Here is a 22,952-nt window from a genome sequence, read left to right as displayed (position 1 = left end):
CATCATATCGTCCCCTGGGGGCGGCACTTGAATCAGTGCAGCAAAATCCCGCCGGAACTTGCGCCCTTGCCTGCGCGAGCCGGTGGCGAGCACAGGCCGCACTCGAAGTGACGGCTGTTTTCGTAGGCCTCGCTCACAAAATGCCCGCCGCATTTGGAGCATTTGGTCATGGACAGCATGTTGTTGTCGATGAACTTCACCAAGCGCCAGGCGCGGGTGATGGACAGCAGCGGCTCCACCCCGCAGGCCGCTATCTGCTCGGTATAGAGTTTGTAGGCCTTCATGATGGCGTCGATATCTTCCAGAGCGGTCACCTTGGTCAGGTATTCGTAGGTGTTCTGGAACAGGGAAGCATGGATGTTGGGCTGCCAGGTCAGGAACCATTCGGTGGAAAAGGGCAGTTGCCCCTTGCTGGGAGAACGGCCGGCCACTTCCTTGTACAGGCGCAACAGGCGCTCATAGGACAGGTCGGTTTCACTTTCCAGCACCTGCAGGCGCGCACCCAGCTGGATCAGGGCAACAGCTCGTTCAACCTGCTTGGAATCGTTCAAAACGCTTTTGGTAGCCATGGGACTCTCCGAAAAATGGGGGATTACAGGGTTTCAGCGAAGCGACCGGCCATCAGGATGCTGGCGTGCAGGCGCGTCGTGGAATCGTTGTCCACCTTGTTTACGGAGTGGTTGGTCAGCAGGCTCCAGACCACTTCGTCATCCATGCGGAAGCGGCACAGCAGCATGTTGCTGGAGGCGATTTTCAGGATCTGGGCGGGGGAGAGGGTGCCAATCATGTCGGCGGACTCTTCTGACATGCCCAGGCGGAACAGGGCTTCGGCCTTGTCCTGACGGATCAGGTTCTGGGCCAGCATCAGATAGGTCAAATTGGCTTCCTGTATTTCAGAAAGGATTTGTTCGTTTGTCATAACAGGCTCCAGAAAGTGATTCATTCATTTGGGCGGTGAAAAGCATCTATTTGTTTGCCGTTCACCATGGCCTGAATTCTGGAAGCCGGGGGCAGGAACTTGAATCAGGGTTTGGATGTTTGGCCTGTCAGCCTTGCGGAAATGGCTTGTAAGGGAACTTCCTACAGGCTGCATGTGGACCGCGTAAAGCAACTATTTCGATCGGGAAGCCTAAAGTTCTTCCAGACCCTACCGATAAATCTTGCAACGAGCTTCAACCAGGGTTCGTTGTCAGGGCAGTCCAGGCTGATCTGGCTCCGGTCAATCCGGTTCAACTTTTTTAGGAGCTTTAGCATGAGTTACACGATCAATACCAACATCATTTCTTTGAATGCGCAAAGAAATGCCAGTCAGAACTCAGTGTCGCTGGCTACTTCCATGCAGCGCCTGTCTTCTGGTCTGCGTATCAACAGTGCCAAGGACGATGCGGCCGGTCTGGCGATTGCGACCCGTATGGACGCCCAGTACCGCGGTATCAACGTGGCCATCCGCAATGCCAATGACGGCATCTCGCTGGCGCAAACGGCTGAAGGCGGTTTGCAGACCCTGACCGATATGGTGCAGCGTATGCGTGAACTCACGGTGCAGGCTTCCAACGGCACCAATCAGACCGGTGACCTTTCCGCTCTGAACCAGGAGTACACACAGCTCGCAACGGAAATTGCGCGTACTGTCAGCTCCGTTCAGTTCAACGGCCAGTCATTGCTCGACACCACTGCGCAATACGACTTCCAGGTGGGCGCAAACTCCGGTCAGACTATTTCCATCGCCGCCAGCTCCATGGCTGTGGCAACGGGCGACCTCTCCGGCGTGATGGCCAACTCTGGTGCGGCTTCCGCTCTGGTGACTTCTGCTGCTGCCGCCAACTCGGGCAACCTGTCTGCACTGGACGCTGCGCTGACCGCGATCAACAACGTTCGCGCCAACCTGGGTGCTGTGCAAAGCCGCTTTACCAATACGATCAACTTCCTGCAGAGCGCTGCGGAAAACCAGGCTGCTGCCAAGGGTCGTATCATGGACGCCGACTTCGCTGCAGAAACATCCAATCTGAGCCGTGCCCAGATCCTGCAACAAGCCGGTACGGCCATGATTGCGCAAGCCAACCAGTTGCCGCAAGGTGTTCTGGCTCTGCTGCGTTAAGCAGTAATGCTCCACAAAAGCCTGGAATGTTTCCAGGCTTTTGTTTATGCTGGGTTTTTTCCGTGCATTTTTGGCTTTTCAAGAACTTTGAAGGCGTTACAAGTACAGCTTGTTATTGATGCATTGAAGTCAAGGAGCTCAAGTGGCCATATCCTCAACAGGTATTGGTAGTGGTTTGGATATCAACTCCATCGTCAGCCAGCTGGTTGCGGTGGAGCAGCAGCCTATCAAGCTGTTGCAAGCAAAGGTTTCCACCCTACAGACCAAGATGTCTGCTTTCGGACAAGTCAAGTCCGAATTGTCGGCACTCCAGGATGCCGCAAGTGCACTGATGTCGTCGTCCACCTGGAATGGCATGAGTTTCTCCTCGGGCAATGCCACTGCGTTGATGGGGACCGCTACCTCCACTGCGGTTCCGGGTTCTCATTCCGTGACGGTCAACAACCTGGTGACGGCCCAAACCCTGAAGTCCGCCGCAATCACTTCCGGATCGGCAATGGGCGCCAGTGGCACACTGACCTTCTACACGGGTTACTACAACACGGACAGCCCAAGCAAATTTGTCTCTTCCGGCGCGTCTGATACGGTCAGCGTATCCGCCACCGACACATTGGCTGACGTGGTCACCAATATCAACGCCAAGTCTTCGACGCTGGGAGTCACGGCCTCCATCGTCACGACTTCGGGCAAACAGCAGTTGGTGATCCGGGGCAATTCGACGGGGGCCAATGCGGCGTTCCAGGTGGATGCCTCTTCAGGGCTGGAGCAGTTGCGCTACATGCCTTCCAATATTGTGGACTCCAGTGGCACAGCCATTGCCAGTTCCGCGACCTCGGCGCAAGACATGACCTACGGGCAACTGGCTGCGGATGCGTCGGTCACGATTGACGGCATTACGGTCACCTCTTCGACCAACACAGTTTCGGATGCATTGTCCGGCGTGACGCTGAATCTGCTGACGCCAACGACAACGCCCACGCAGATCACGATAGCCACGGACAAGGCGACCATGAAGGCCAAGATACAGGCCTTTCAGGATGCCTACAACACGCTGTATGCGGACCTGAAGACGCAGACTGCCTACGATTCAACGACCAAGACCGGCGGCCCTTTGCTGGGAGACAACACCGCCAACAGCGTGCAGAACATGCTCCGAACCCTGGTGGGGGCAGCGGGGCCGTCAAGCAGCACCCTAGGTCGCCTGAGTGATCTGGGGCTGGAAATTCAAAAGGATGGATCCCTCAAGACCAACGCCTCCAAGCTGGATGCCGCATTGCAGAATCCAACCAATGTGAAGAACTTTTTCAGTACCATCACCGGGACTGCAAACGGCAACGGCATAGCCAAGCGGGTCTACGACTTTGCCTTTGGCGCGCTGGGGGTTGGTGGCTCCGTGAGTGGGCACAGCACGGCGTTCCAGAAGTCCATTGACCAGAACAATGCGACCATTGACAAGTTCAATGATCACATCACCGCCTACCGCAAACAGCTGCTGGCCCAGTACACTGCACTGGACACCAACATGGCCAAACTCAACAGCCTGAGCACCTACGTGTCGCAGCAGGTCACCACCTGGAACAAGAGCGGCTAGACGCCCAGGAATCCTTCAAATAGACCGAATTAAGCCCCGTTTATCGGGGTTTAGTTTTTTTCGGGTCAGAGAACAATCATTCCAACACTCGGTTGAATTGGTTTCTCGCTTCAAACCGTGTGGGTTGATCCATCACGACTGAATTTTTGAAGGAGTAATCCCATGGCAATGACCATCAACACCAACATCATGTCGCTCAATGCGCAGCGCAACGCTTCCGCCAATCAAAGCAGTTTGGCCACTTCCATGCAACGGCTGTCATCCGGCTTGCGTGTCAACAGCGCAAAGGACGACGCAGCCGGTCTGGCGATTGCCGACCGCATGAACACCCAAGTGCGCGGAATGAATGTTGCGATCCGCAATGCCAATGACGGCATTTCGCTGGCACAGGTGGCTGAAGGTGGTTTGGCCGTAGTGACCGACATCCTGCAACGTATGCGTGAACTGGCCGTGCAGTCCATCAATTCGACCAACACGTCTGCCGACATTTCCGCCCTGAACCAGGAATACTCACAGCTGGCCTCGGAAATCGGTCGCAACATGAGTTCCGTCGAATTCAATGGCACAGCACTGTTCACCACGACTGCGGACTTCACGTTCCAGATCGGTGCCAATGTGGGCCAGATCGTTACCATTTCCGCGTCCGACCTGGGTGTTGCCACCGGCGATATTTCTGGCGTGGTTGCCAATAGCGGCACTGCCTCGGCCCTGGTCATTTCTGCGAACGCAGAAAACTCTGCCATGCTCACCGCCATCGACGCAGCGCTGGCTGCAGTGAACAGCTCACGGGCAACACTGGGTGCTATCCAAAGCCGATTCAGCCAGACCATCACCTATCTGCAAACCGCGGTGGAAAACCAGACAGCTGCGCGTGGTCGCATCATGGACGCCGACTTTGCGGCAGAAACTTCCAACTTGAGCCGCGCCCAGATCCTGCAACAAGCTGGCACCGCTATGATTGCCCAAGCCAACCAGATGCCGCAAAGCGTATTGCAGCTCCTGAAGTAGTCTGATACCCAGGCGTTGGCCGTATCGGCTGGCTACGCCAAATGATTGTGCGTTTTGGAAAGAGGTGCGATGGTGAGAATAGAAAGAAGGATCGACAGCGACGTTCTACCATGCAGTTCCAACTACCAACATGACGCGCAACCGTACTACATAGTATGTCCGCCATACCGGCAGCAATCGGCGGGAATCCGCTTGCTCCATGAGCTCTGCAGCATACTGAACCAGTTGGGTTACGAGGCCTATGTGGACTCGCCCGGCACGCTTGGAAAGCTCTGGACGCCTCGCCTGACCGAGACGACCAAGCTTGCGCATTACAAGGCGGGGAAGAAACCGATCGTTGTGTATCCGGAGGTGGTCACCGGCTCGCCCATGGGGCTCGGGCAAGTGGTTCGCTATGTGCTGAACTATCCCGGACTGTTGGGTGGTGACAAGGTCTATGCCAAGGAAGAGCTGGTCTATACCTACCAGCACTGCTACTACCCAGGCGTTGAGCGCCTGTATCTGCCCATCATCAATCTGCGCAACATTGTTGACGACAGGCTGGAGCAGGACCAGCGCACGCAGGTGGCCTACTACCACAACCGTTACACCAAGGCCGGTGGAAAGATGCGGGACTTCGGGCCTGATGCATTGGAAATTTCCTCCACATTTCCGGCAACCAACGTCGAAACATTGGCCATTCTGAAGAAGGCCAAGGTGCTCTATACCTACGAATCATCCGGCATTGTTCTGGAGGCTGCGCTGTGCGGCTGCCCGGTCGTGATGATTCCGAACGCCATATCCCTGGAAACCATGCCGCAGTCGATCAACGAGCTGGGGAAAGAGGGCATTGCGTGGGGAGAAGACCCCGAAGAAATTGAATATGCCATGCGCACGGTCACCGAAAGGTGGCCCAGGTTTCTCAAGGACCTCTCGCTGTGGCAGCAGGAGCTCCAAACCTTCATTCAGGGCACACAAAGTGCTGCAGAAAAGCTGACATTGGAGCAGGCTTGGCCAGCAGCCATTGTCGACACCTTACCCATTCCGGATCTTTCAGCGCAAGAGCTGGGTGGCCGTGCAGACCGCCGCAAATATGCGCGCCTGAATGCCCAGTACACGCGCTGGAAAGAGTTGTGCACGTTGCGCGAGATCGACGCCGACATCTACGCCGAGCACCTGGTTTCGGGCAAATTGCCCCAGCTATCGGTCGTCATCGACCATCGAAACACGCACATCAACGAACTGGCCGATACCCTGGACAGTCTGGCCGAGAGCCTGGGTGAGCCCGCAACACTCTTCATCGTGAGTGAACAGGCCGCACCCGCAGAACTGGAAGGCGTGGCCCATATCCACTGGCTCGAAACGCCTGGCGGTGACGCAACTTTCAATCTGGAAGGCGCAGGGCTGGGTACCGACTGGGCGCTGCTGGTCAAGTCCGGCACCAGGATTCTTCCGCAGGGCATTGTCGAATGGTCACTGGCTGCTGCTTCGCACGCCGGTGTGGACCTGATCTATGCGGATGACGATAGCTGGTCTGAGGAAAGCTCCGGCCAGTACCCCAATTTCAAACCCGATGCCAACGTGGAGCTGTTGCGCTGTACCAATTACCTGGGCAACGCAGTACTGGTGAACGTGCAGTCGTGGGCGAAGGCTTCCTGCCCCTTGTCGGGTGACGAGATCTACCGCCACGCACTGGACCTGTTGGCGCGCAAGGGACGTAGCGCGCTGGCCCATATAGACATCGTGCTCTCGCACATCGCGGGCGGCCTGGATCCCGAGAGCGAAAATCGTGAATTCCTGGCTGCGCGCCAAGTGCTGGTGGACGGGGGCATTGCCAAACGCATGCTACCCCACGATAAGTTGGGTACCTGGCTGGTGGACTATGACGCCCGGCCGGACGCCCGCGTCAGCCTGGTGGTCCCCAGCGGATTGCAGACCGGTTACCTGCGCAGTCTGGTTGAATCCCTGCAGTCGTACCCGCAATCGCATCTGGCGGAAATCATCGTGGTGACCGCGCCCGACCAGGTGTCGGAAGTGGAATACGCGCTCAGCGACGTGATGCCGGCCATCCCCCTGGTCATAGTCCAGCTGCAGCAAGACAGCTATTGCCACTCCCGCGCGTTGAACACGGGCATAGAGCGCGCCAGCGGCGACTTCATCCTGGTCTGTGACGATGACACCGAGATCCTGCACAAGGACTGGTTGACGCCCCTGCTGGGTATTGCGCTGCAATCCGATGTGGGCTGTGTGGCGCCGCGCCTGATGGCCAATCGCGGTCCGGAAGCGCGCGTGGTCGGTGGTCCCATGGTGCTGGGCATCAACGGTTCTGCCGCCAGCTACAACGGGGAGGAAGGGCGCTTGGAAGAGTCCGGCATCTATTCCCGCTTGCAGCTTACACAGGACGTCAGCACGGTTTCGGGCCACTTTTTCCTGATGCGCCGCAGTGACTGGAAAAGTCTGGGCGGATTCAACGAGACGGAATTTGGCCTCTGGTACGCCGTACTGGATTACTGCCTACGCCTGTCGCAGGCGGGCAAGCGCCACGTCTGGACGCCGTTGAGCAATGTCCTGCACCACGGTGGCAAGACAGTGGGCAGCCTGGCCCGCGACGCACGCAGCAAATTCAGACTGGCGGACTCGGAGCTGCAGGAAAAGGATGCCCTGTTGCTCAAGTGGGCCAGCGTGCTTTCTTCGGACCCCTGCTACAACCGCCATTTGTCCCTGGTGGCTCCGTTTGATCTGGAGTCCATCGTGGTGATCGACTGGCATCCCAAACGCCACGACAGGCCAAGGGTGCTGGCCGTTCCGCTGACCAGCGGCGCCGGGCAGTACCGCGTGATCGAACCACTGAACGCACTGCAGGATGCCAGCCTGGTACAAACCTGTGTGGTCATTCCCCCCATGCGAGGAACGACGCGACCCTTGTTGCCGCTCGAGCTGGCAAGAGCCGCGCCCGATCGCCTGGTACTGCAGCATTCGGTGGACGATGGTCAACTGGGCCTGATCGACAAATACCGGCTGGTCATGCCCGATTTGAAAATAGTGCAGATGGTGGACGATCTGCTGGGTGATGTACCTGCCAAACACCCGAACCGCAACTTCCAGACCCGCGAGGGACACCAACGCATGATCCAGGCTCTCAAGAAGTCGGACATCCTGGTGGTGACCACCGAGCCCCTGAGAACCCACTACAAGAAGTACGTTGCCGACGTCCGGCTGGTGCCCAATACCCTGGACAAACAGTGGCTGGGCCTGCGCACGATTCCCGAGCCGCGCGAGAAACTGCGCGTGGGCTGGGTCGGTGCCGGTCAGCACAAGGGTGACCTGGATCTGGTTGTGGACGTGGTGCGTGAGCTGGCCGATGAGGTCGACTGGGTGTTCATGGGCATGCAGACCGACGAGATAGCGCCGCACCTCAAGGAGTTCCATCGCTTCGTGCAGATTTCAGACTATCCCCGCAAGATGGCCAGCCTGAATCTGGACATTGCCATAGCGCCGCTGGAGTCCAACATTTTCAACGAGTGCAAGAGCAATCTGCGCCTGCTGGAGTACGGTGCCATGGGCTGGCCGGTGGTGTGTTCGGACGTCTATCCCTATCGCTCCTATGATGCCCCTGTGATCCGCTGCAGCGACAACAAGGACGAGTGGATAGGCGCCTTGCGCAGGCTGATTGCCGACCGGGAATTGCGTCTGGGCATGGGGCAGCAGCTGCATGACTGGGTGAATTCCGGGTTTTTGTTGAGTGGCGTGGTGCAAAAGTGGAAAAGTTGTTTGCTGGACTGACACGACGCTATAAAGTTCGTGCAGATTGAGCCGATAACTGAATCACTAGCTACTCGGACATGACATGACAACTTTACAATCACGCGCAGCATCTGCCTATGCATCGGTTGGCCTGGAGAGCAGGGCAAGCTCTTCCAGTGGTGTTGATTTGGTCATTTTGCTGATCGAAGGCGTTCTGGACCGCGTCAAGCTGGCCAGGGCCGCCATGGCGCAGCGCGACATCGGCCAGAAAATCAAGCACATCAACAAGGCACTGGAAATCATCAGCGAAGGTTTGCGTGCCCATCTGGACATGGCTGCCGGTGGCGAAATCGCGGTGAACCTTGACGACCTGTATGCCTACTGCTCGGTCCGTCTGCTGCACGCCAATTCCCGCAATGATCTGGCGGCTCTGGACGAGATCGGCGAGTTGCTCACCCCTCTGTTGAACGCCTGGATGACGGTCCGCGCGGGTGGACAGGCTGGCGCTGACAATAGTCAGGACGTCTTGGCCACCGTCACACGTACTCTCAAAAGCGCTGTGCCCAGCGTTCAGCGCTTGTATGGCTCCAATGCCTATGCAGGCTTTGCCGCAGGAGGCCGGTAACCATGCAAGACAGTTTGATCGGCTGCTATCAGGCCATCGAGGAGAGCAGCAGGAAAATGCTGGACGCCGCACGCATGAAGGACTGGGAGTCCGTGGTGCGTTACGAAGGGGCTTGCGCGGTGCTGATAGAGCAGTTGCGTCTGCGCGCCAAGTCAGAAGCGCTGGACTTGGCGGCCCGCATCGAAAAGACCCACATCATGCAGCGCATCCTCAAGAACGATGCCCAGATCCGTTACCTGGCTGAGCCCTGGCTTGCCCAGTGCGAACAGCACATCGAAGGCAGCAGGCTACTGCACTGATGCGGTTTGCAGACCCGCTACCAGTGTGCGTAGCCGGTCTTCCAGATTTCTCGCAAAAAGCGGAGTGTTAAACAGCACCCCGCTTTTTTTCACTTCTGCGAGCCGCGCCTTCAACGCCTTGCAATGGTCCGGATCGTGGGCCAAGTCAACGGCTTTCTCTTCGTACGCCTGCAGGTTGTAGGTGATCAGCTCCGGCAGGCCGGCGGCAGTCAGCAGGGCACCGGCCATGCGCGAGGCAAAGCTGCGCCCACAGTAGGTGAGCAGGGGCAACTCTATCCAGAGCGCGTCGTTGGCCGTGGTCCCCGCGTTGAATGGGAATGTGTCCAGAAAGAGGTCGGCACAGGCGTATTGCGCCAGATAGTTTTCCGGCGACAGACGTCCGCCAAAGACCAGACGCTCCGGCCCAATGCCGCGTGCCGCCGCTTCCTTGCAGATGTTTTCCTGCGCCCAGGGGTTGTCGGAGAGCAGCCACAGCACACTGCCCGGTGTGCGCTTCAGGATGCGCATCCAGGTATCAAACACCTCGGGCGTGTATTTGTAGTTGTTGTTGAGCGAGCAGAACACAAAGGCGTCTTCCGGCAGATTGCATTGGGCCCGTGTTGGAATGGCGCCGACCAGTCGCTTGCGGTCGCTGACCTGGTAGATGTCCGGCATGTACAGCGGCTTTTCCGAATAGAAAGGCGCAAACTCCTGCGGAATCAGGAACGGATCGGCGATGACATAGTCAATCGAGGGCAGCCCGGTCGTGGCTGGCAATCCCAGGTAGGTGATCTGGATGGGCGCCGGGCGCAGGCCCAGCATGTTGGGCCGGGCGCCGGACGTCTGGCCCTGCAGATCGATCAGCACGTCAATCTCGTGGGAGCGGATCAGCTCGGCCGCGTCTGCATCACTGAGTGCGTCAATGCGGTGAAAGTGGTCCATGGCGGCAATCACGCGCTGGCGCATGGCGGAGCCATCCTCGGGACTCCAGCAATAGCCGTACACCTCCACCTGCGAGCGGTCGTGCAGCTCAAAGAGCTCCACCATCAGCATGGAGACCGGATGCAGGCAGAAGTCCGACGAGGCGTAGGCAATGCGCAGTTTTTTGTGACCGTAGCCGCCACCCGGTGCCAGCACGCGAGTCGGGGCCGCCACTTTCTTCTGCACAAACCGCCGGGCGGCGGCGAGCTGGGCAGCCGGGTCGTCGGAAATGCTAAGCATGGCCAAGGCAGAGGTGGCCTGCTGCATGGCTTGCAGGCTGATACCCGGAAGTTCCGCGTACACCGGCCAGATGCACTGCTTCTGTCGTATGTGCACCCAGTGGTGCAGGGCGTCCGGCTGGTTGGGGTCAATGGCCAGGCTGCGGGTCAGATAGGCATAGGCATCGGCAAACTGTTTGCGGCTTTCCTGCAAGCGGCCCAGGTTGTTCAGGGCCATCACGACAAAGGGAACGTTCTCCTTTTGTGCCGCGCTGATGTTTTGTTCGACCCAAATCCACTCCTGCAGCGCCTGCTCCGGTCTTCCCATGCGTTCGTACAGCATGCCCAGGTTCAGCCGCGGTTGGGCAAAGCCGGGATGGATTTCTATGGACTTGCGGTAGGCCGCCTCGGCGCCCTGCAAGTCGCCGGCGTTGGCCAGGGATAGCGCGCAGTTGAAATGTGCGGCATAGGCGTAGGGCGACTCATTGCGGCTGAGCCAGGTCTGGTACAGCACCGCAGCCAGGTGTGGTTGCCCCGCCGCCTCCAGGCTGCTTGCGGTCTCCAGCAGGCTGGAGAAGTCCATGGTCTTCTGCCAGGCACGGGTGACAGATTCGGCGTACGTAGCGTCTGGGGTCATGGGTCTGGAGAGTTGTAGGCGCACATTGGACACGCTTCCATCACCCGGACCGGGCAGAAGTAGCGTGCGTTCGGGGGCTATTTTCCCCGCATATGGAGTCATTAGCGCGGCCTACACTCACTCCATGCTGCTTATCCGTGTGCGCTTTGATTTGTTGGACAGGACTTCATGTTGAGCCGGTGGGGTTCTCTGCTTCTGGTATTGCTCCTGGCGGCCTGCGCCCAGCCGTCGGAATATGTGCGCCCGGAACTGCCCGTGCCCACCCAGTGGCCCGGGGTGGCGGGCGACCCGCAAGAGGTGTCGCGCATCCACTGGCGCCAGTACTTCGTGGATCCGCGTTTGCATGCGCTGATCGAATCAGCGCTCAAGAACAACCGCGACCTGCGTATTGCCGTGGGGCGGGTGCAGGAGGCGAAGGCGCAATACGGAATCGCCCAGGCAGACCGGTATCCCAGTGTCAACCTGCTCAGCAGCGCCGCCTTTACGGGAGTGCCCGAGAGTCTGTCCAGCACCACCACCGCAGAGCGCTACGACCTCGGCGTGTCGTCGATTTCCTACGAGGTGGACTTCTGGGGGCGCATCGCCGGTTTGACCGAATCGGCCCGAAACAGCTATCTGGCGACCGAAGAGGCGCAAAAGGCGTTTCAGGTATCGCTGATCGCCGACATTGCTACGACTTACTTTACGCTACTGCAGCTCGACGAGCAGATTGCCTTTGCCACGAAGACACTGCAGTCGCGCGCCCAGAGTCTGGATTTGGTCAAGAAAGGCAGAGACGCCGGCGGTGCCTATGACTTGGAGGTCGAGCAGGCCCAAGGGCTGCAGGAGTCGGCGCGCGCCGCGCTGGATGCATACGGACACCAGCGCAACACCACGGTGAATCGCCTGAATTACCTGGTGGGAGAGGTGGTCCCGGACTTGCCGCCTCCCTTGCCATTCGACAGCCAGGGCTTTGGCGAGGTGATCATTCCCGGTCTGCCCAGTGATGTGCTGCTGCTGCGCCCCGACGTGATTGCCGCCGAAAAGCGGTTGCTGGCGGCGCATGCCAATATTGATGCGGCGCGCGCAGCGTTCATGCCCAAGGTGCTTCTGACCACCAGCCTGGGTGTGGCCAGCGCGGGACTGTCCAGCCTGTTCAGTGGCGCGGCCTGGACGTTCCAGCCCCTGATTTCCGCACCGCTGTTTGACGGCGGGCGTCTGACCGGCGGCAAGGAGCTGGCCGAGGCGCGCAAGGTGATTGCGGTGGCCGACTACGAAAAAACCATCCAGATGGCGTTTCGCGAAGTCGCTGACCTGTTGTCGGCCAGGGGTTCGCTGGCACGCCAGATGCGCTCCGCGAGGATCAACGAGAAGTCGCAGCAACGGCTGCTGGACATCGCGCAGGCGCGCCACAACATCGGGCTGACCGGATATAACGACGTACTGGAGCGCCAGCGTGATCTGGTTGCAGCCCAGCAGATCACCTTGCAACTCAGGCGCTCCCAGCTGGAGACGGCTGCACAACTCTACAAAGCCCTGGGCGGTGGAGCCTGACCATGGCAACCAGATTCAGCGCCAAAGACAAGCGTGTATTCGATGAAACACTGAAATCCGCACGGCTGGGTGCGGCCGATGCGCAGTATGAAGTTGGCCTGATGTACGCCAACGGCATTGGTGTGGTGCAAGACATCGCCCAGGCCGTGCACTGGGTATCGCAGGCTGCCCAGCGGGGGCTTGCTGCCGCGCAGTACCTGCTGGCCACGCGCTACGAGTCCGGCATCGGTGTCGAGCAGAGCGTGCATTCGGCCAAACTGTGGTTTGCCAAGGCCGCTGAACAAGGGCATTCCAAAGCTCAGCTTCGTCTGGGCGTGCTGTATGGGAAGACGCACACCGCCCAGGCCATGCAGTTTCTGCGCAGTGCTGCCGATGCCGGTCTGGCCCAGGCCCAGCTCGCGCTCGCCAATGCCTACCTGCAGGGTGATGGCATGGAGCAGGACCCGGCACAGGCGATCCATTGGTACCAGGCAGCCGCCTCTCAGGGGTTGCCGGAGGCCCAGCATGCACTGGGTGAGGCGCTGCTCAAGGGGGTGGTCTCGCCGCCGGACACCGATGCGGCGCTGGCCTGGTACCGCAAGGCCGCCCGCCAGGACCATCTGGCTGCCCAGGTCGCCATTGAGACCCTGGAGCAGGAAGGTCAAACCATTGGTTCCTTGCGCGGCCTGCGTGTCCAAAGGCATGGGCAGGCGGAGCGCAGGCGCAATGAGGGGCGCTGGATCAAAGCTGCGGAACAGGGGAACTCCGATGCGCGCTATCACCTGGGCCAGATGTATGAGAGGGGCTTGGGGCTTGATGCGGATTTCGATTCGGCACTCTATTGGTATGGTGTTGCGGCCCAGCAGGGGCACGCCCGTGCGCAGCTGGCGTTGGCGCGCCTGAGCGAGGCGGCCGGGCTACCGGACGTGTTCAAGTGGTATCTCAGCGCCGCCAAGGCCGGGCTGCCGCAGGCGCAATTTGCGCTGGGTCAGCTCTACCTGAACACGTCCAGCGGCATGCAGGACCCGCTCGAAAGCCTGGACCTGTGGATGCAGGCCGCGCGTCAGGAGCATCCCCAGGCTCTGGCTGCGTTGGGCCACTGGATGCTGAGTGACACCCGGGAACTGGGTCTGCTTGCTTTGCGAAAGGCCGCGCAACTGGGCGAACCCCAGGCGCAATTCCTGCTGGGGCAGCAACTGGAGCAGGGCAAGACGCGGTCGCAGCATGGCGATACAGCCCTCGAGTGGTACGAGAAGGCCGCGCACCAAGGGCATGCCGGTGGCCAATGCGCACTGGGCGTGGCTTATCTGCGTGGCAAGGGCGTTGCAAAGAACTTCAAGGTGGCGCTCCAGTGGTTGCTCAAGGCGGCTGAGCAGGGGGATGCCCGTGCGCAGTGGAATTTGGGTGCCTTGTACGCAGCCGGTGCAGATGGGCTCACGCGGGATCTCAAGCTCGCCTTTCAGTGGTTCCAGCGCTCCGCCGACCAGGGTTTTGTCGCTGCCAGCTCCAATCTGGGCATTTTGTATGCACTGACCGGACTGCCAGAGCGTGCCGTGGCGGAGTGGAAGAAGGCCGCAATGCAGGAAGACCCAGAAGCCCAGTACAACCTAGCCTTGGCATATACCAAGGGGGAAGGCGTGGAAAAGGACGAAATCCAGGCGCTCTCCTTGTTGGGCCGCGCCGCCGAATTGGGTGTGGTGGCCGCCCAAAGCCGTCTTGGCTTGATGTATGTCACGGGCGAGGGGGCGGCGCTGGACCCGATTGAAGGCCACAAATGGCTTTTTCTGGCTGCCGAAAGTGGCGATGCAAGCGCCCGGGCGAATTTGGAGCGCTCCCTGGCCCTCAACAGCCCCAAGCAGACGGCGGAAGGCCAAAGGCGCGCAAATGAGTGGAAAAGCCGCGCTTTATCGCGTTCTGACAAGCAAACGCGCATTTAAGATGGCCTGATGTAACAAAAGTTTGCTGAAATCAGGCCGAAATCGGCTGATTTCAAGGATTTGTCAGATTTTTGCTTAAGAATTGCAAAGATCTGCCGATTAGGAAGACAGGCCGTAGTCTGCTCGACTGCGGCATTTGTTAATTTGTGTGTCTGCCGAAAAGCAAGCGGTTGGATGCGATGGGTGGCGTTTGCAGGGATGGGCTGAACCAGGGTGGGGCGGCCGTTCAAAGATGGTTTGGTGAACCTTCGGGTTCCAAAGGAAAATAAATGGCTAGCAATATCAGTGGTTTCTCGACAGCAGTCATTGCATCCTTCACGACGCAATATATACAGTCGTTGACGACTGACGACATTGCCTCCCTGAGAACGGATCAGGTCCAAGCGCTCACCACCGCCCAGATTCAAGCGCTGACCACCAAGCAAATCCAGGCCCTCACCAGCACCGAACTGATTGCCCTGACCACCAACCAGGTGGCCGCCATTGAAACCGCGGACATTGCAGCCCTCAAGACAAGCCAGATCACCGCCCTTGAAACGGCAGACCTGGCTTCCCTGACCACAGCGCAAGTGCAGGCCATCACCACCGCCGGTGTGGCAGCACTCACCACCAGCCAGGTGCAGGCGATCACCACCACCCAGATCGCCGCTCTTGCCACCAACCAGACGCAGGCCCTTACCACCAGCCAGGTAGCCACGCTGACGAGCGCACAGGTGCAGAGCGTCACCACGGCGGACATTGCAGCGCTGAAGACGAACCAGATTGCGGCGCTGACGACCACGGGCGTGGTGGCCCTGACGACCAACCAGGTGCAGGCGATCACGACCACGGACGTGGCAGCACTCACGACAAGTCAGGTAGCGTCCTTGACGACCGACCAGGTGATTGCACTCAACACCAACCAGGTGCAGGCAGTGACCACTGCGGGCATCCAGGCGCTGTCGACCAGCCAGGTGGTGGCGATTGAGACAGTGGATGTGGCCGCGCTCAAGACAGCACAGGTTGCAGCGCTCACCACCAGCCAGGCCGTGGCATTGACCACGAACCAGGTGATTGCCCTGACGACGGCCGGTGTGCAGGCCCTGACGACGGCCCAGCTGCAGGCGCTGACCACCAACCAGGTGGTGGCGATCGAGACGGTGGACGTGGCCGCGCTGAAGACCGCGCAGGTACAGGCCATCACCACAGCGGGTGTGGCAGCGCTGACGACCAACCAGGTGCAGGCGATCACCACGGCAGACGTGGCGGCCCTCACGACCAACCAGGTTGCGGCGCTGAACACCAACCAGGTGATAGCGCTGAACACCAACCAGGTGCAGGCGGTGACCACCGCGGGCGTGCAGGCGCTGAGCACAGGTCAGGTGGCGGCCATCGAGACGGTGGACGTTGCAGTCCTCAAAACCAACCAGATATCGGCCATCACCACCTCGGGCGTGCAGGCCCTGACCACGGCCCAGGTGCAAGCCATCAGCACGGCGGATGTGGCAGCGCTGACGACCGCACAAGTGGCCGCGCTCACGACCAACCAGATCGTGGCGCTGACGACCAGCCAGATGCCGGCGTTCACCACGGCGGGCATCCAGGCGCTGAGCACGGCCCAGAACGTGGCCATCGAGACGCTGGACATCGCGGCCCTCAAGACCTCGCAGGTGGCAGCTTTGACCACGGCGCAGGTGGCAGCACTCACGACCGATCAGATCATTGCCCTGACCACGGCCCAGATCCAGGCCCTGACTACGGCCCAGCTGCAGGCGCTGACCACCAACCAGGTGGTGGCGATCGAGACGGCGGATGTGGCAGCGCTCAAAACAGCACAGGTACAGGCCATCACCACAGCCGGTGTGGCAGCTCTGACGACCAACCAGGTACGGGCCATCACCACGGCAGACGTGGCCGCGCTCACGACCAACCAGATTGCGGCGCTGACGACCACCCAGGTGGGCGTGCTCACCACCAGCCAGACCCAGGCGGTAACCACTGCCGGCATCCAGGCGCTGACGAGCGCGCAGGTTCAGAACATCACCACAGCGGACATTGCAGCGCTGAAGACGAACCAGATTGCGGCGCTGACGACCACGGGCGTGGTGGCCCTGACGACCAACCAGGTGCAAGCGATCACGACCACGGACGTGGCGGCCTTGACGACGGCGCAGGTAGCGTCCTTGACGACCGACCAGGTGATTGCACTCAACACCAACCAGGTGCAGGCAGTCACTACAGCGGGCATCCAGGCTCTCTCCACCAGCCAGGTGGTGGCGATTGAGACAGCGGATGTGGCGGCACTCAAGACCAATCAGGTTGCGGCGCTCACCACCAGCCAAGCCGTGGCATTGACCACGAACCAGGTGATTGCCCTGACGACGGCCGGAGTGCAGGCCCTGACCACGGCCCAGCTGCAGGCGCTGACCACCAACCAGGTGGTGGCGATCGAGACGGTGGACGTGGCCGCGCTGAAGACCGCGCAGGTGCAAGCCATCACCACCGCCGGAGTGGCAGCGCTGACGACCAACCAGGTGCAGGCGATCACCACAGCAGACGTGGCGGCCCTCACGACCAACCAGATTGCGGCGCTGACGACCACCCAGGTGGGCGTGCTCACCACCAGCCAGACCCAGGCAGTGACCACTGCCGGTATCCAGGCACTGACGAGCGCGCAGGTGCAGAGCGTCACCACAGCGGACATTGCAGCGCTGAAGACGAACCAGATCGCGGCACTGACGACCTCGGGCGTGGTGGCCCTGACGACCAACCAGGTGCAGGCGATCACGACCACGGACGTGGCGGCACTGACGACGGCGCAGGTAGCGTCCTTGACGACCGACCAGGTGATTGCGCTCAACACCAACCAGGTGCAGGCGGTGACCACTGCGGGTATCCAGGCGCTGTCCACCAGCCAGGTAGTGGCGATCCAGACAGCGGATGTGGCCGCGCTCAAGACCAATCAGGTTGCAGCGCTCACCACGGCAAGTGTTGCTGCGCTGACGACCAATCAGATCGGTGCGCTGACGACCAGCCAGGCTCAGGCAGTGACCACTGCCGGTATCCAGGCTCTGACGAGCACGCAGGTTCAGAACATCACGACAGCGGACATTGCAGCGCTGAAGACGAACCAGATTGCGGCGCTGACGACCACGGGCGTGGTGGCCCTGACGACCAACCAGGTGCAGGCGATCACGACCACGGACGTGGCAGCACTCACGACAAGTCAGGTAGCGTCCTTGACGACCGACCAGGTGATTGCACTCAACACCAACCAGGTGCAGGCAGTGACCACTGCGGGCATCCAGGCGCTGTCGACCAGCCAGGTGGTGGCGATTGAGACAGTGGATGTGGCCGCGCTCAAGACAGCACAGGTTGCAGCGCTCACCACCAGCCAGGCCGTGGCATTGACCACGAACCAGGTGATTGCCCTGACGACGGCCGGTGTGCAGGCCCTGACGACGGCCCAGCTGCAGGCGCTGACCACCAACCAGGTGGTGGCGATCGAGACGGTGGACGTGGCCGCGCTGAAGACCGCGCAGGTACAGGCCATCACCACAGCGGGTGTGGCAGCGCTGACGACCAACCAGGTGCAGGCGATCACCACGGCAGACGTGGCGGCCCTCACGACCAACCAGGTTGCGGCGCTGAACACCAACCAGGTGATAGCGCTGAACACCAACCAGGTGCAGGCGGTGACCACCGCGGGCGTGCAGGCGCTGAGCACAGGTCAGGTGGCGGCCATCGAGACGGTGGACGTTGCAGTCCTCAAAACCAACCAGATATCGGCCATCACCACCTCGGGCGTGCAGGCCCTGACCACGGCCCAGGTGCAAGCCATCAGCACGGCGGATGTGGCAGCGCTGACGACCGCACAAGTGGCCGCGCTCACGACCAACCAGATCGTGGCGCTGACGACCAGCCAGATGCCGGCGTTCACCACGGCGGGCATCCAGGCGCTGAGCACGGCCCAGAACGTGGCCATCGAGACGCTGGACATCGCGGCCCTCAAGACCTCGCAGGTGGCAGCTTTGACCACGGCGCAGGTGGCAGCACTCACGACCGATCAGATCATTGCCCTGACCACGGCCCAGATCCAGGCCCTGACTACGGCCCAGCTGCAGGCGCTGACCACCAACCAGGTGGTGGCGATCGAGACGGCGGATGTGGCAGCGCTCAAAACAGCACAGGTACAGGCCATCACCACAGCCGGTGTGGCAGCTCTGACGACCAACCAGGTACGGGCCATCACCACGGCAGACGTGGCCGCGCTCACGACCAACCAGATTGCGGCGCTGACGACCACCCAGGTGGGCGTGCTCACCACCAGCCAGACCCAGGCGGTAACCACTGCCGGCATCCAGGCGCTGACGAGCGCGCAGGTTCAGAACATCACCACAGCGGACATTGCAGCGCTGAAGACGAACCAGATTGCGGCGCTGACGACCACGGGCGTGGTGGCCCTGACGACCAACCAGGTGCAAGCGATCACGACCACGGACGTGGCGGCCTTGACGACGGCGCAGGTAGCGTCCTTGACGACCGACCAGGTGATTGCACTCAACACCAACCAGGTGCAGGCAGTCACTACAGCGGGCATCCAGGCTCTCTCCACCAGCCAGGTGGTGGCGATTGAGACAGCGGATGTGGCGGCACTCAAGACCAATCAGGTTGCGGCGCTCACCACCAGCCAAGCCGTGGCATTGACCACGAACCAGGTGATTGCCCTGACGACGGCCGGAGTGCAGGCCCTGACCACGGCCCAGCTGCAGGCGCTGACCACCAACCAGGTGGTGGCGATCGAGACGGTGGACGTGGCCGCGCTGAAGACCGCGCAGGTGCAAGCCATCACCACCGCCGGAGTGGCAGCGCTGACGACCAACCAGGTGCAGGCGATCACCACAGCAGACGTGGCGGCCCTCACGACCAACCAGATTGCGGCGCTGACGACCACCCAGGTGGGCGTGCTCACCACCAGCCAGACCCAGGCAGTGACCACTGCCGGTATCCAGGCACTGACGAGCGCGCAGGTGCAGAGCGTCACCACAGCGGACATTGCAGCGCTGAAGACGAACCAGATCGCGGCACTGACGACCTCGGGCGTGGTGGCCCTGACGACCAACCAGGTGCAGGCGATCACGACCACGGACGTGGCGGCACTGACGACGGCGCAGGTAGCGTCCTTGACGACCGACCAGGTGATTGCGCTCAACACCAACCAGGTGCAGGCGGTGACCACTGCGGGTATCCAGGCGCTGTCCACCAGCCAGGTAGTGGCGATCCAGACAGCGGATGTGGCCGCGCTCAAGACCAATCAGGTTGCAGCGCTCACCACGGCAAGTGTTGCTGCGCTGACGACCAATCAGATCGGTGCGCTGACGACCAGCCAGGCTCAGGCAGTGACCACTGCCGGTATCCAGGCTCTGACGAGCACGCAGGTTCAGAACATCACGACAGCGGACATTGCAGCGCTGAAGACGAACCAGATTGCGGCGCTGACGACCACGGGCGTGGTGGCCCTGACGACCAACCAGGTGCAGGCGATCACGACCACGGACGTGGCAGCACTCACGACAAGTCAGGTAGCGTCCTTGACGACCGACCAGGTGATTGCACTCAACACCAACCAGGTGCAGGCAGTGACCACTGCGGGCATCCAGGCGCTGTCGACCAGCCAGGTGGTGGCGATTGAGACAGTGGATGTGGCCGCGCTCAAGACAGCACAGGTTGCAGCGCTCACCACCAGCCAGGCCGTGGCATTGACCACGAACCAGGTGATTGCCCTGACGACGGCCGGTGTGCAGGCCCTGACGACGGCCCAGCTGCAGGCGCTGACCACCAACCAGGTGGTGGCGATCGAGACGGTGGACGTGGCCGCGCTGAAGACCGCGCAGGTACAGGCCATCACCACAGCGGGTGTGGCAGCGCTGACGACCAACCAGGTGCAGGCGATCACCACGGCAGACGTGGCGGCCCTCACGACCAACCAGGTTGCGGCGCTGAACACCAACCAGGTGATGGCACTGAACACCAACCAGGTGCAGGCGGTGACCACCGCGGGCGTGCAGGCGCTTTCCACCAGCCAAGTTGTGGCGATTGAGACGGTGGATGTGGCCGCGCTCAAGACAGCGCAGGTCCAGGCCATCACCACAGCCGGTGTGGCGGCCCTTACGACAGCGCAGGTGCAGGCGATCACTACCGCCGGCGTGGCGGCTCTGTACACCAACCAGATGGCAGCGCTGACGACCAACCAGGTGGTGGCGCTGAACACCAACCAGGTGCAGGCAATCACCACTACGGGCGTGCAGGCGCTCTCCACCAGCCAAGTGGTGGCGATTGAGACGGCGGATGTCGCGGCACTCAAGACCAACCAGGTCGCAGCCCTGACGACAGCCCAGGCGGTGGCATTGACCACAGACCAGGTGATCGCCCTGACCACGGCAGGCGTGCAAGCACTGACTACAGCTCAGTTGCAGGCGCTCACTACCAACCAGGTGGTGGCGATCGAGACGGTGGACGTTGCAGCGCTGAAGACGGCGCAGATCCAGGCCATCACCACAGCCGGTGTGGCGGCGCTGACGACAGCGCAGGTGCAGGCGATTACCACGGCCGACGTGGCCGCACTGCAGACCAACCAGGTTGCGGCGCTGACGACCGACCAGGTGATTGCGCTCAACACCAACCAGGTGCAGGCGATCACTACAGCGGGCGTCCAGGCGCTGTCCACCAGCCAGGTGGTGGCAATCCAGACGGTGGATGTGGCAGCACTTAAGACGGCACAGATCCAGGCGATCACCACGGCGGGCGTAGTGGCTCTGACGACTGCGCAGATCCAGGCGATCACCACGGCAGACGTGGCAGCGCTCACGACCAGCCAGGTGCGAGCACTCACGACCAACCAGATCGTGGCGCTCACGACCAATCAGGTGCAGGCCTTGACCACGGTCCAGATGGCAGCGCTCACGACATCGCAGGTGGCCTCCATTGAAACAGTGGACATTGCAGCGCTCAAGACATCTCAGGTCGCTGCACTGCAAACTGCGGAAGTGGTGGCGCTCACGACCGATCAGGTGGTGGCGTTGACGACGGCGCAGGCCATGGCGCTGACGACCAGCCAGGTCGCGGCATTGACGACCGCGCAGATTGCAAGCATTGAGACGACCGACCTGGTTGCCCTCAAGACCTCGCAGATCCAGGCCATCACGACGGCAGGAATCGCAGCGTTGACGACGCAACAGGTGGCCATGCTGACCACCATGCAGGTGGCGGCGCTGACAACGGCGCAGACTGCGGCGTTTACCACCGCACAGGGACCGGCCCTGGGATTGGGTACGCCTATCGTGCTGGACTTGAATGGCGATGGCGTCAAGACCAAGAGTGCTGCCGATGGTGTGAACTTCGACCTGTTTGCCACCGGTACCAAGGTCTCCACAGGCTGGGTCTCCAGCAGCGATGGTTTGCTGGTGATGGACCGCAATGGCGATGGACAGATCAACGACGGCTCTGAGCTGTTCGGATCGTCCACCACCTTGTCCAACGGCACCAAGGCGACCGACGGTTATCAGGCCCTGAAGGATCTGGATAGCAACGGTGATGGTGCCATCACCAAGGATGACGCAGCATTTGCCAACTTGCGTGTCTGGATAGACGCCAATTCCGACGGCATCTCCGAGACAGGCGAGGTGGTGAGTCTGGATTCCCTTGGAATTACCAGCATCAGTACCAACGCGACTGCCGAGCCGACCAAGGACAACGGCAACCTGATCGGCCTGACTTCGACGTTTGAAATGAACGGTACGACGCAGACTGCTGCGGACGTCTGGTTCGTGGCGGACAAGGCAGCGGCTTTGGCTGGCACCTCGCAACCTGTGGCTTCTGTTACCACTGCGGTTTCGGAGCCGACTACGCAGGTGACTGCGGCAAGCACGCCGATTGCGCTGGACTGGAACGTGGCCCTTGCACCGGCTGCTACACAGACTGCAACGGCTGCATCGCCGGCACCGGTTCCGCAAGTTGCCGGTACGGTCGACTTGCGAACCCAGGTGAGCGGCATTGCACAGGCCATCAGCGCATTTGCCGGGGACGCTGCGGCGGGAACGGCGGATACGCCCAAACTCAATGTTGCAAGCAGCAGCAGTGGAAGCGGGGTGGCGCTGACGGCGGTGAGCATGGCCGACGTCATGAAGCAATTCGACGCGAACGGCAACTTGCTGGCGGCGCAGGGTACATCGGCAAACGCGCTCAACGGTGTGCCAAGCCTGACGGCGACGCAGGATCCGAACGCGGCGGGAGCGCTGGCGGCGGCTACGCCGAAGCCAACAGGCAGCTGATGAAATAGGGGCCCAAAGGGCCCCTATTTCTTTGG

Annotated in this window: 12 protein-coding genes; 9 read left to right on the top strand and 3 right to left on the bottom strand. The window is 61.0% G+C overall.

Features of this window, described 5'->3' with window-relative positions; all coding sequences use genetic code 11:
* Positions 1-32: 32 nt before the first annotated feature.
* Positions 33-569, bottom strand: coding sequence for a flagellar transcriptional regulator FlhC (flhC, locus tag AC1RMF_RS07005; RefSeq protein ID WP_342619000.1), 537 nt, complete (start codon positions 567-569; stop codon positions 33-35).
* Between the two features lie 23 nt (positions 570-592).
* Positions 593-919: a flagellar transcriptional regulator FlhD gene (gene flhD / locus AC1RMF_RS07000; protein WP_493140714.1), complete on the bottom strand. Its 327-nt coding sequence runs from the start codon at positions 917-919 to the stop codon at positions 593-595.
* Positions 920-1,252: 333 nt separating this feature from the next.
* Between flhD and AC1RMF_RS06995 the strand changes: the two genes are divergently transcribed.
* The 6 genes from AC1RMF_RS06995 (at position 1,253) to AC1RMF_RS06970 (ending at position 9,344) form a co-directional block, all read left to right on the top strand.
* Positions 1,253-2,098: a flagellin N-terminal helical domain-containing protein gene (locus AC1RMF_RS06995; protein ID WP_342618998.1), complete on the top strand. Its 846-nt coding sequence runs from the start codon at positions 1,253-1,255 to the stop codon at positions 2,096-2,098.
* A gap of 142 nt (positions 2,099-2,240) precedes the next feature.
* A complete protein-coding gene (gene fliD / locus AC1RMF_RS06990) occupies positions 2,241-3,689 on the top strand; it encodes a flagellar filament capping protein FliD (RefSeq protein WP_493140712.1) in 1,449 nt (482 codons plus the stop codon).
* A 162-nt stretch (positions 3,690-3,851) separates the two neighbouring features.
* The gene (locus AC1RMF_RS06985; RefSeq protein ID WP_342618996.1) at positions 3,852-4,697 is read left to right on the top strand and encodes a flagellin N-terminal helical domain-containing protein; all 846 of its coding nucleotides are present in this window, start codon (positions 3,852-3,854) and stop codon (positions 4,695-4,697) included.
* A 192-nt stretch (positions 4,698-4,889) separates the two neighbouring features.
* Positions 4,890-8,459, top strand: coding sequence for a glycosyltransferase (locus tag AC1RMF_RS06980; RefSeq protein WP_493140710.1), 3,570 nt, complete (start codon positions 4,890-4,892; stop codon positions 8,457-8,459).
* A gap of 64 nt (positions 8,460-8,523) precedes the next feature.
* Positions 8,524-9,045, top strand: coding sequence for a flagellar export chaperone FliS (gene fliS, locus AC1RMF_RS06975; protein WP_342618994.1), 522 nt, complete (start codon positions 8,524-8,526; stop codon positions 9,043-9,045).
* A 2-nt stretch (positions 9,046-9,047) separates the two neighbouring features.
* Positions 9,048-9,344 carry a flagellar protein FliT gene (locus AC1RMF_RS06970; protein WP_342618993.1) on the top strand — a complete coding sequence of 99 codons (297 nt, stop codon included), beginning with the start codon at positions 9,048-9,050 and terminating at the stop codon, positions 9,342-9,344.
* Here AC1RMF_RS06970 and AC1RMF_RS06965 read toward each other — a convergent pair.
* Positions 9,333-11,159 (bottom strand): O-linked N-acetylglucosamine transferase, SPINDLY family protein, encoded by a 1,827-nt coding sequence (locus tag AC1RMF_RS06965; RefSeq protein ID WP_493140707.1) that lies wholly within the window; start codon positions 11,157-11,159, stop codon positions 9,333-9,335. The two genes, AC1RMF_RS06970 and AC1RMF_RS06965, sit on opposite strands and share 12 nt — an antisense overlap.
* A gap of 168 nt (positions 11,160-11,327) precedes the next feature.
* Between AC1RMF_RS06965 and AC1RMF_RS06960 the strand changes: the two genes are divergently transcribed.
* From AC1RMF_RS06960 to AC1RMF_RS06950, 3 genes are all read left to right on the top strand, one after another.
* Positions 11,328-12,692: an efflux transporter outer membrane subunit gene (locus AC1RMF_RS06960; protein WP_342618991.1), complete on the top strand. Its 1,365-nt coding sequence runs from the start codon at positions 11,328-11,330 to the stop codon at positions 12,690-12,692.
* Positions 12,693-12,694: 2 nt separating this feature from the next.
* Entirely contained in the window at positions 12,695-14,608 is a 1,914-nt protein-coding gene (locus AC1RMF_RS06955; protein ID WP_493140705.1) for a tetratricopeptide repeat protein, read from the top strand.
* A gap of 269 nt (positions 14,609-14,877) precedes the next feature.
* Complete coding sequence (locus AC1RMF_RS06950; protein ID WP_493140703.1) at positions 14,878-22,917, top strand: beta strand repeat-containing protein; 8,040 nt, start codon at positions 14,878-14,880, stop codon at positions 22,915-22,917.
* Positions 22,918-22,952 lie beyond the last annotated feature (35 nt).

Source organism: Rhodoferax sp. GW822-FHT04A08, from assembly GCF_058801025.1.
Note: the sequence above shows the minus strand (reverse complement) of the source record. Positions and strands in the feature narration are given on the sequence as shown.

Bases quoted from the DNA above. Each gene is read 5' to 3' on its own strand.
- flhC (WP_342619000.1), bottom strand. From the start codon at position 569: ATGGCTACCAAAAGCGTTTTGAACGATTCCAAGCAGGTTGAACGAGCT.
- flhD (WP_493140714.1), bottom strand. From the start codon at position 919: ATGACAAACGAACAAATCCTTTCTGAAATACAGGAAGCCAATTTGACC.
- AC1RMF_RS06995 (WP_342618998.1), top strand. From the start codon at position 1,253: ATGAGTTACACGATCAATACCAACATCATTTCTTTGAATGCGCAAAGA.
- AC1RMF_RS06985 (WP_342618996.1), top strand. From the start codon at position 3,852: ATGGCAATGACCATCAACACCAACATCATGTCGCTCAATGCGCAGCGC.
- fliS (WP_342618994.1), top strand. From the start codon at position 8,524: ATGACAACTTTACAATCACGCGCAGCATCTGCCTATGCATCGGTTGGC.
- AC1RMF_RS06970 (WP_342618993.1), top strand. From the start codon at position 9,048: ATGCAAGACAGTTTGATCGGCTGCTATCAGGCCATCGAGGAGAGCAGC.
- AC1RMF_RS06965 (WP_493140707.1), bottom strand. From the start codon at position 11,159: ATGACCCCAGACGCTACGTACGCCGAATCTGTCACCCGTGCCTGGCAG.
- AC1RMF_RS06960 (WP_342618991.1), top strand. From the start codon at position 11,328: ATGTTGAGCCGGTGGGGTTCTCTGCTTCTGGTATTGCTCCTGGCGGCC.
- AC1RMF_RS06955 (WP_493140705.1), top strand. From the start codon at position 12,695: ATGGCAACCAGATTCAGCGCCAAAGACAAGCGTGTATTCGATGAAACA.
- AC1RMF_RS06950 (WP_493140703.1), top strand. From the start codon at position 14,878: ATGGCTAGCAATATCAGTGGTTTCTCGACAGCAGTCATTGCATCCTTC.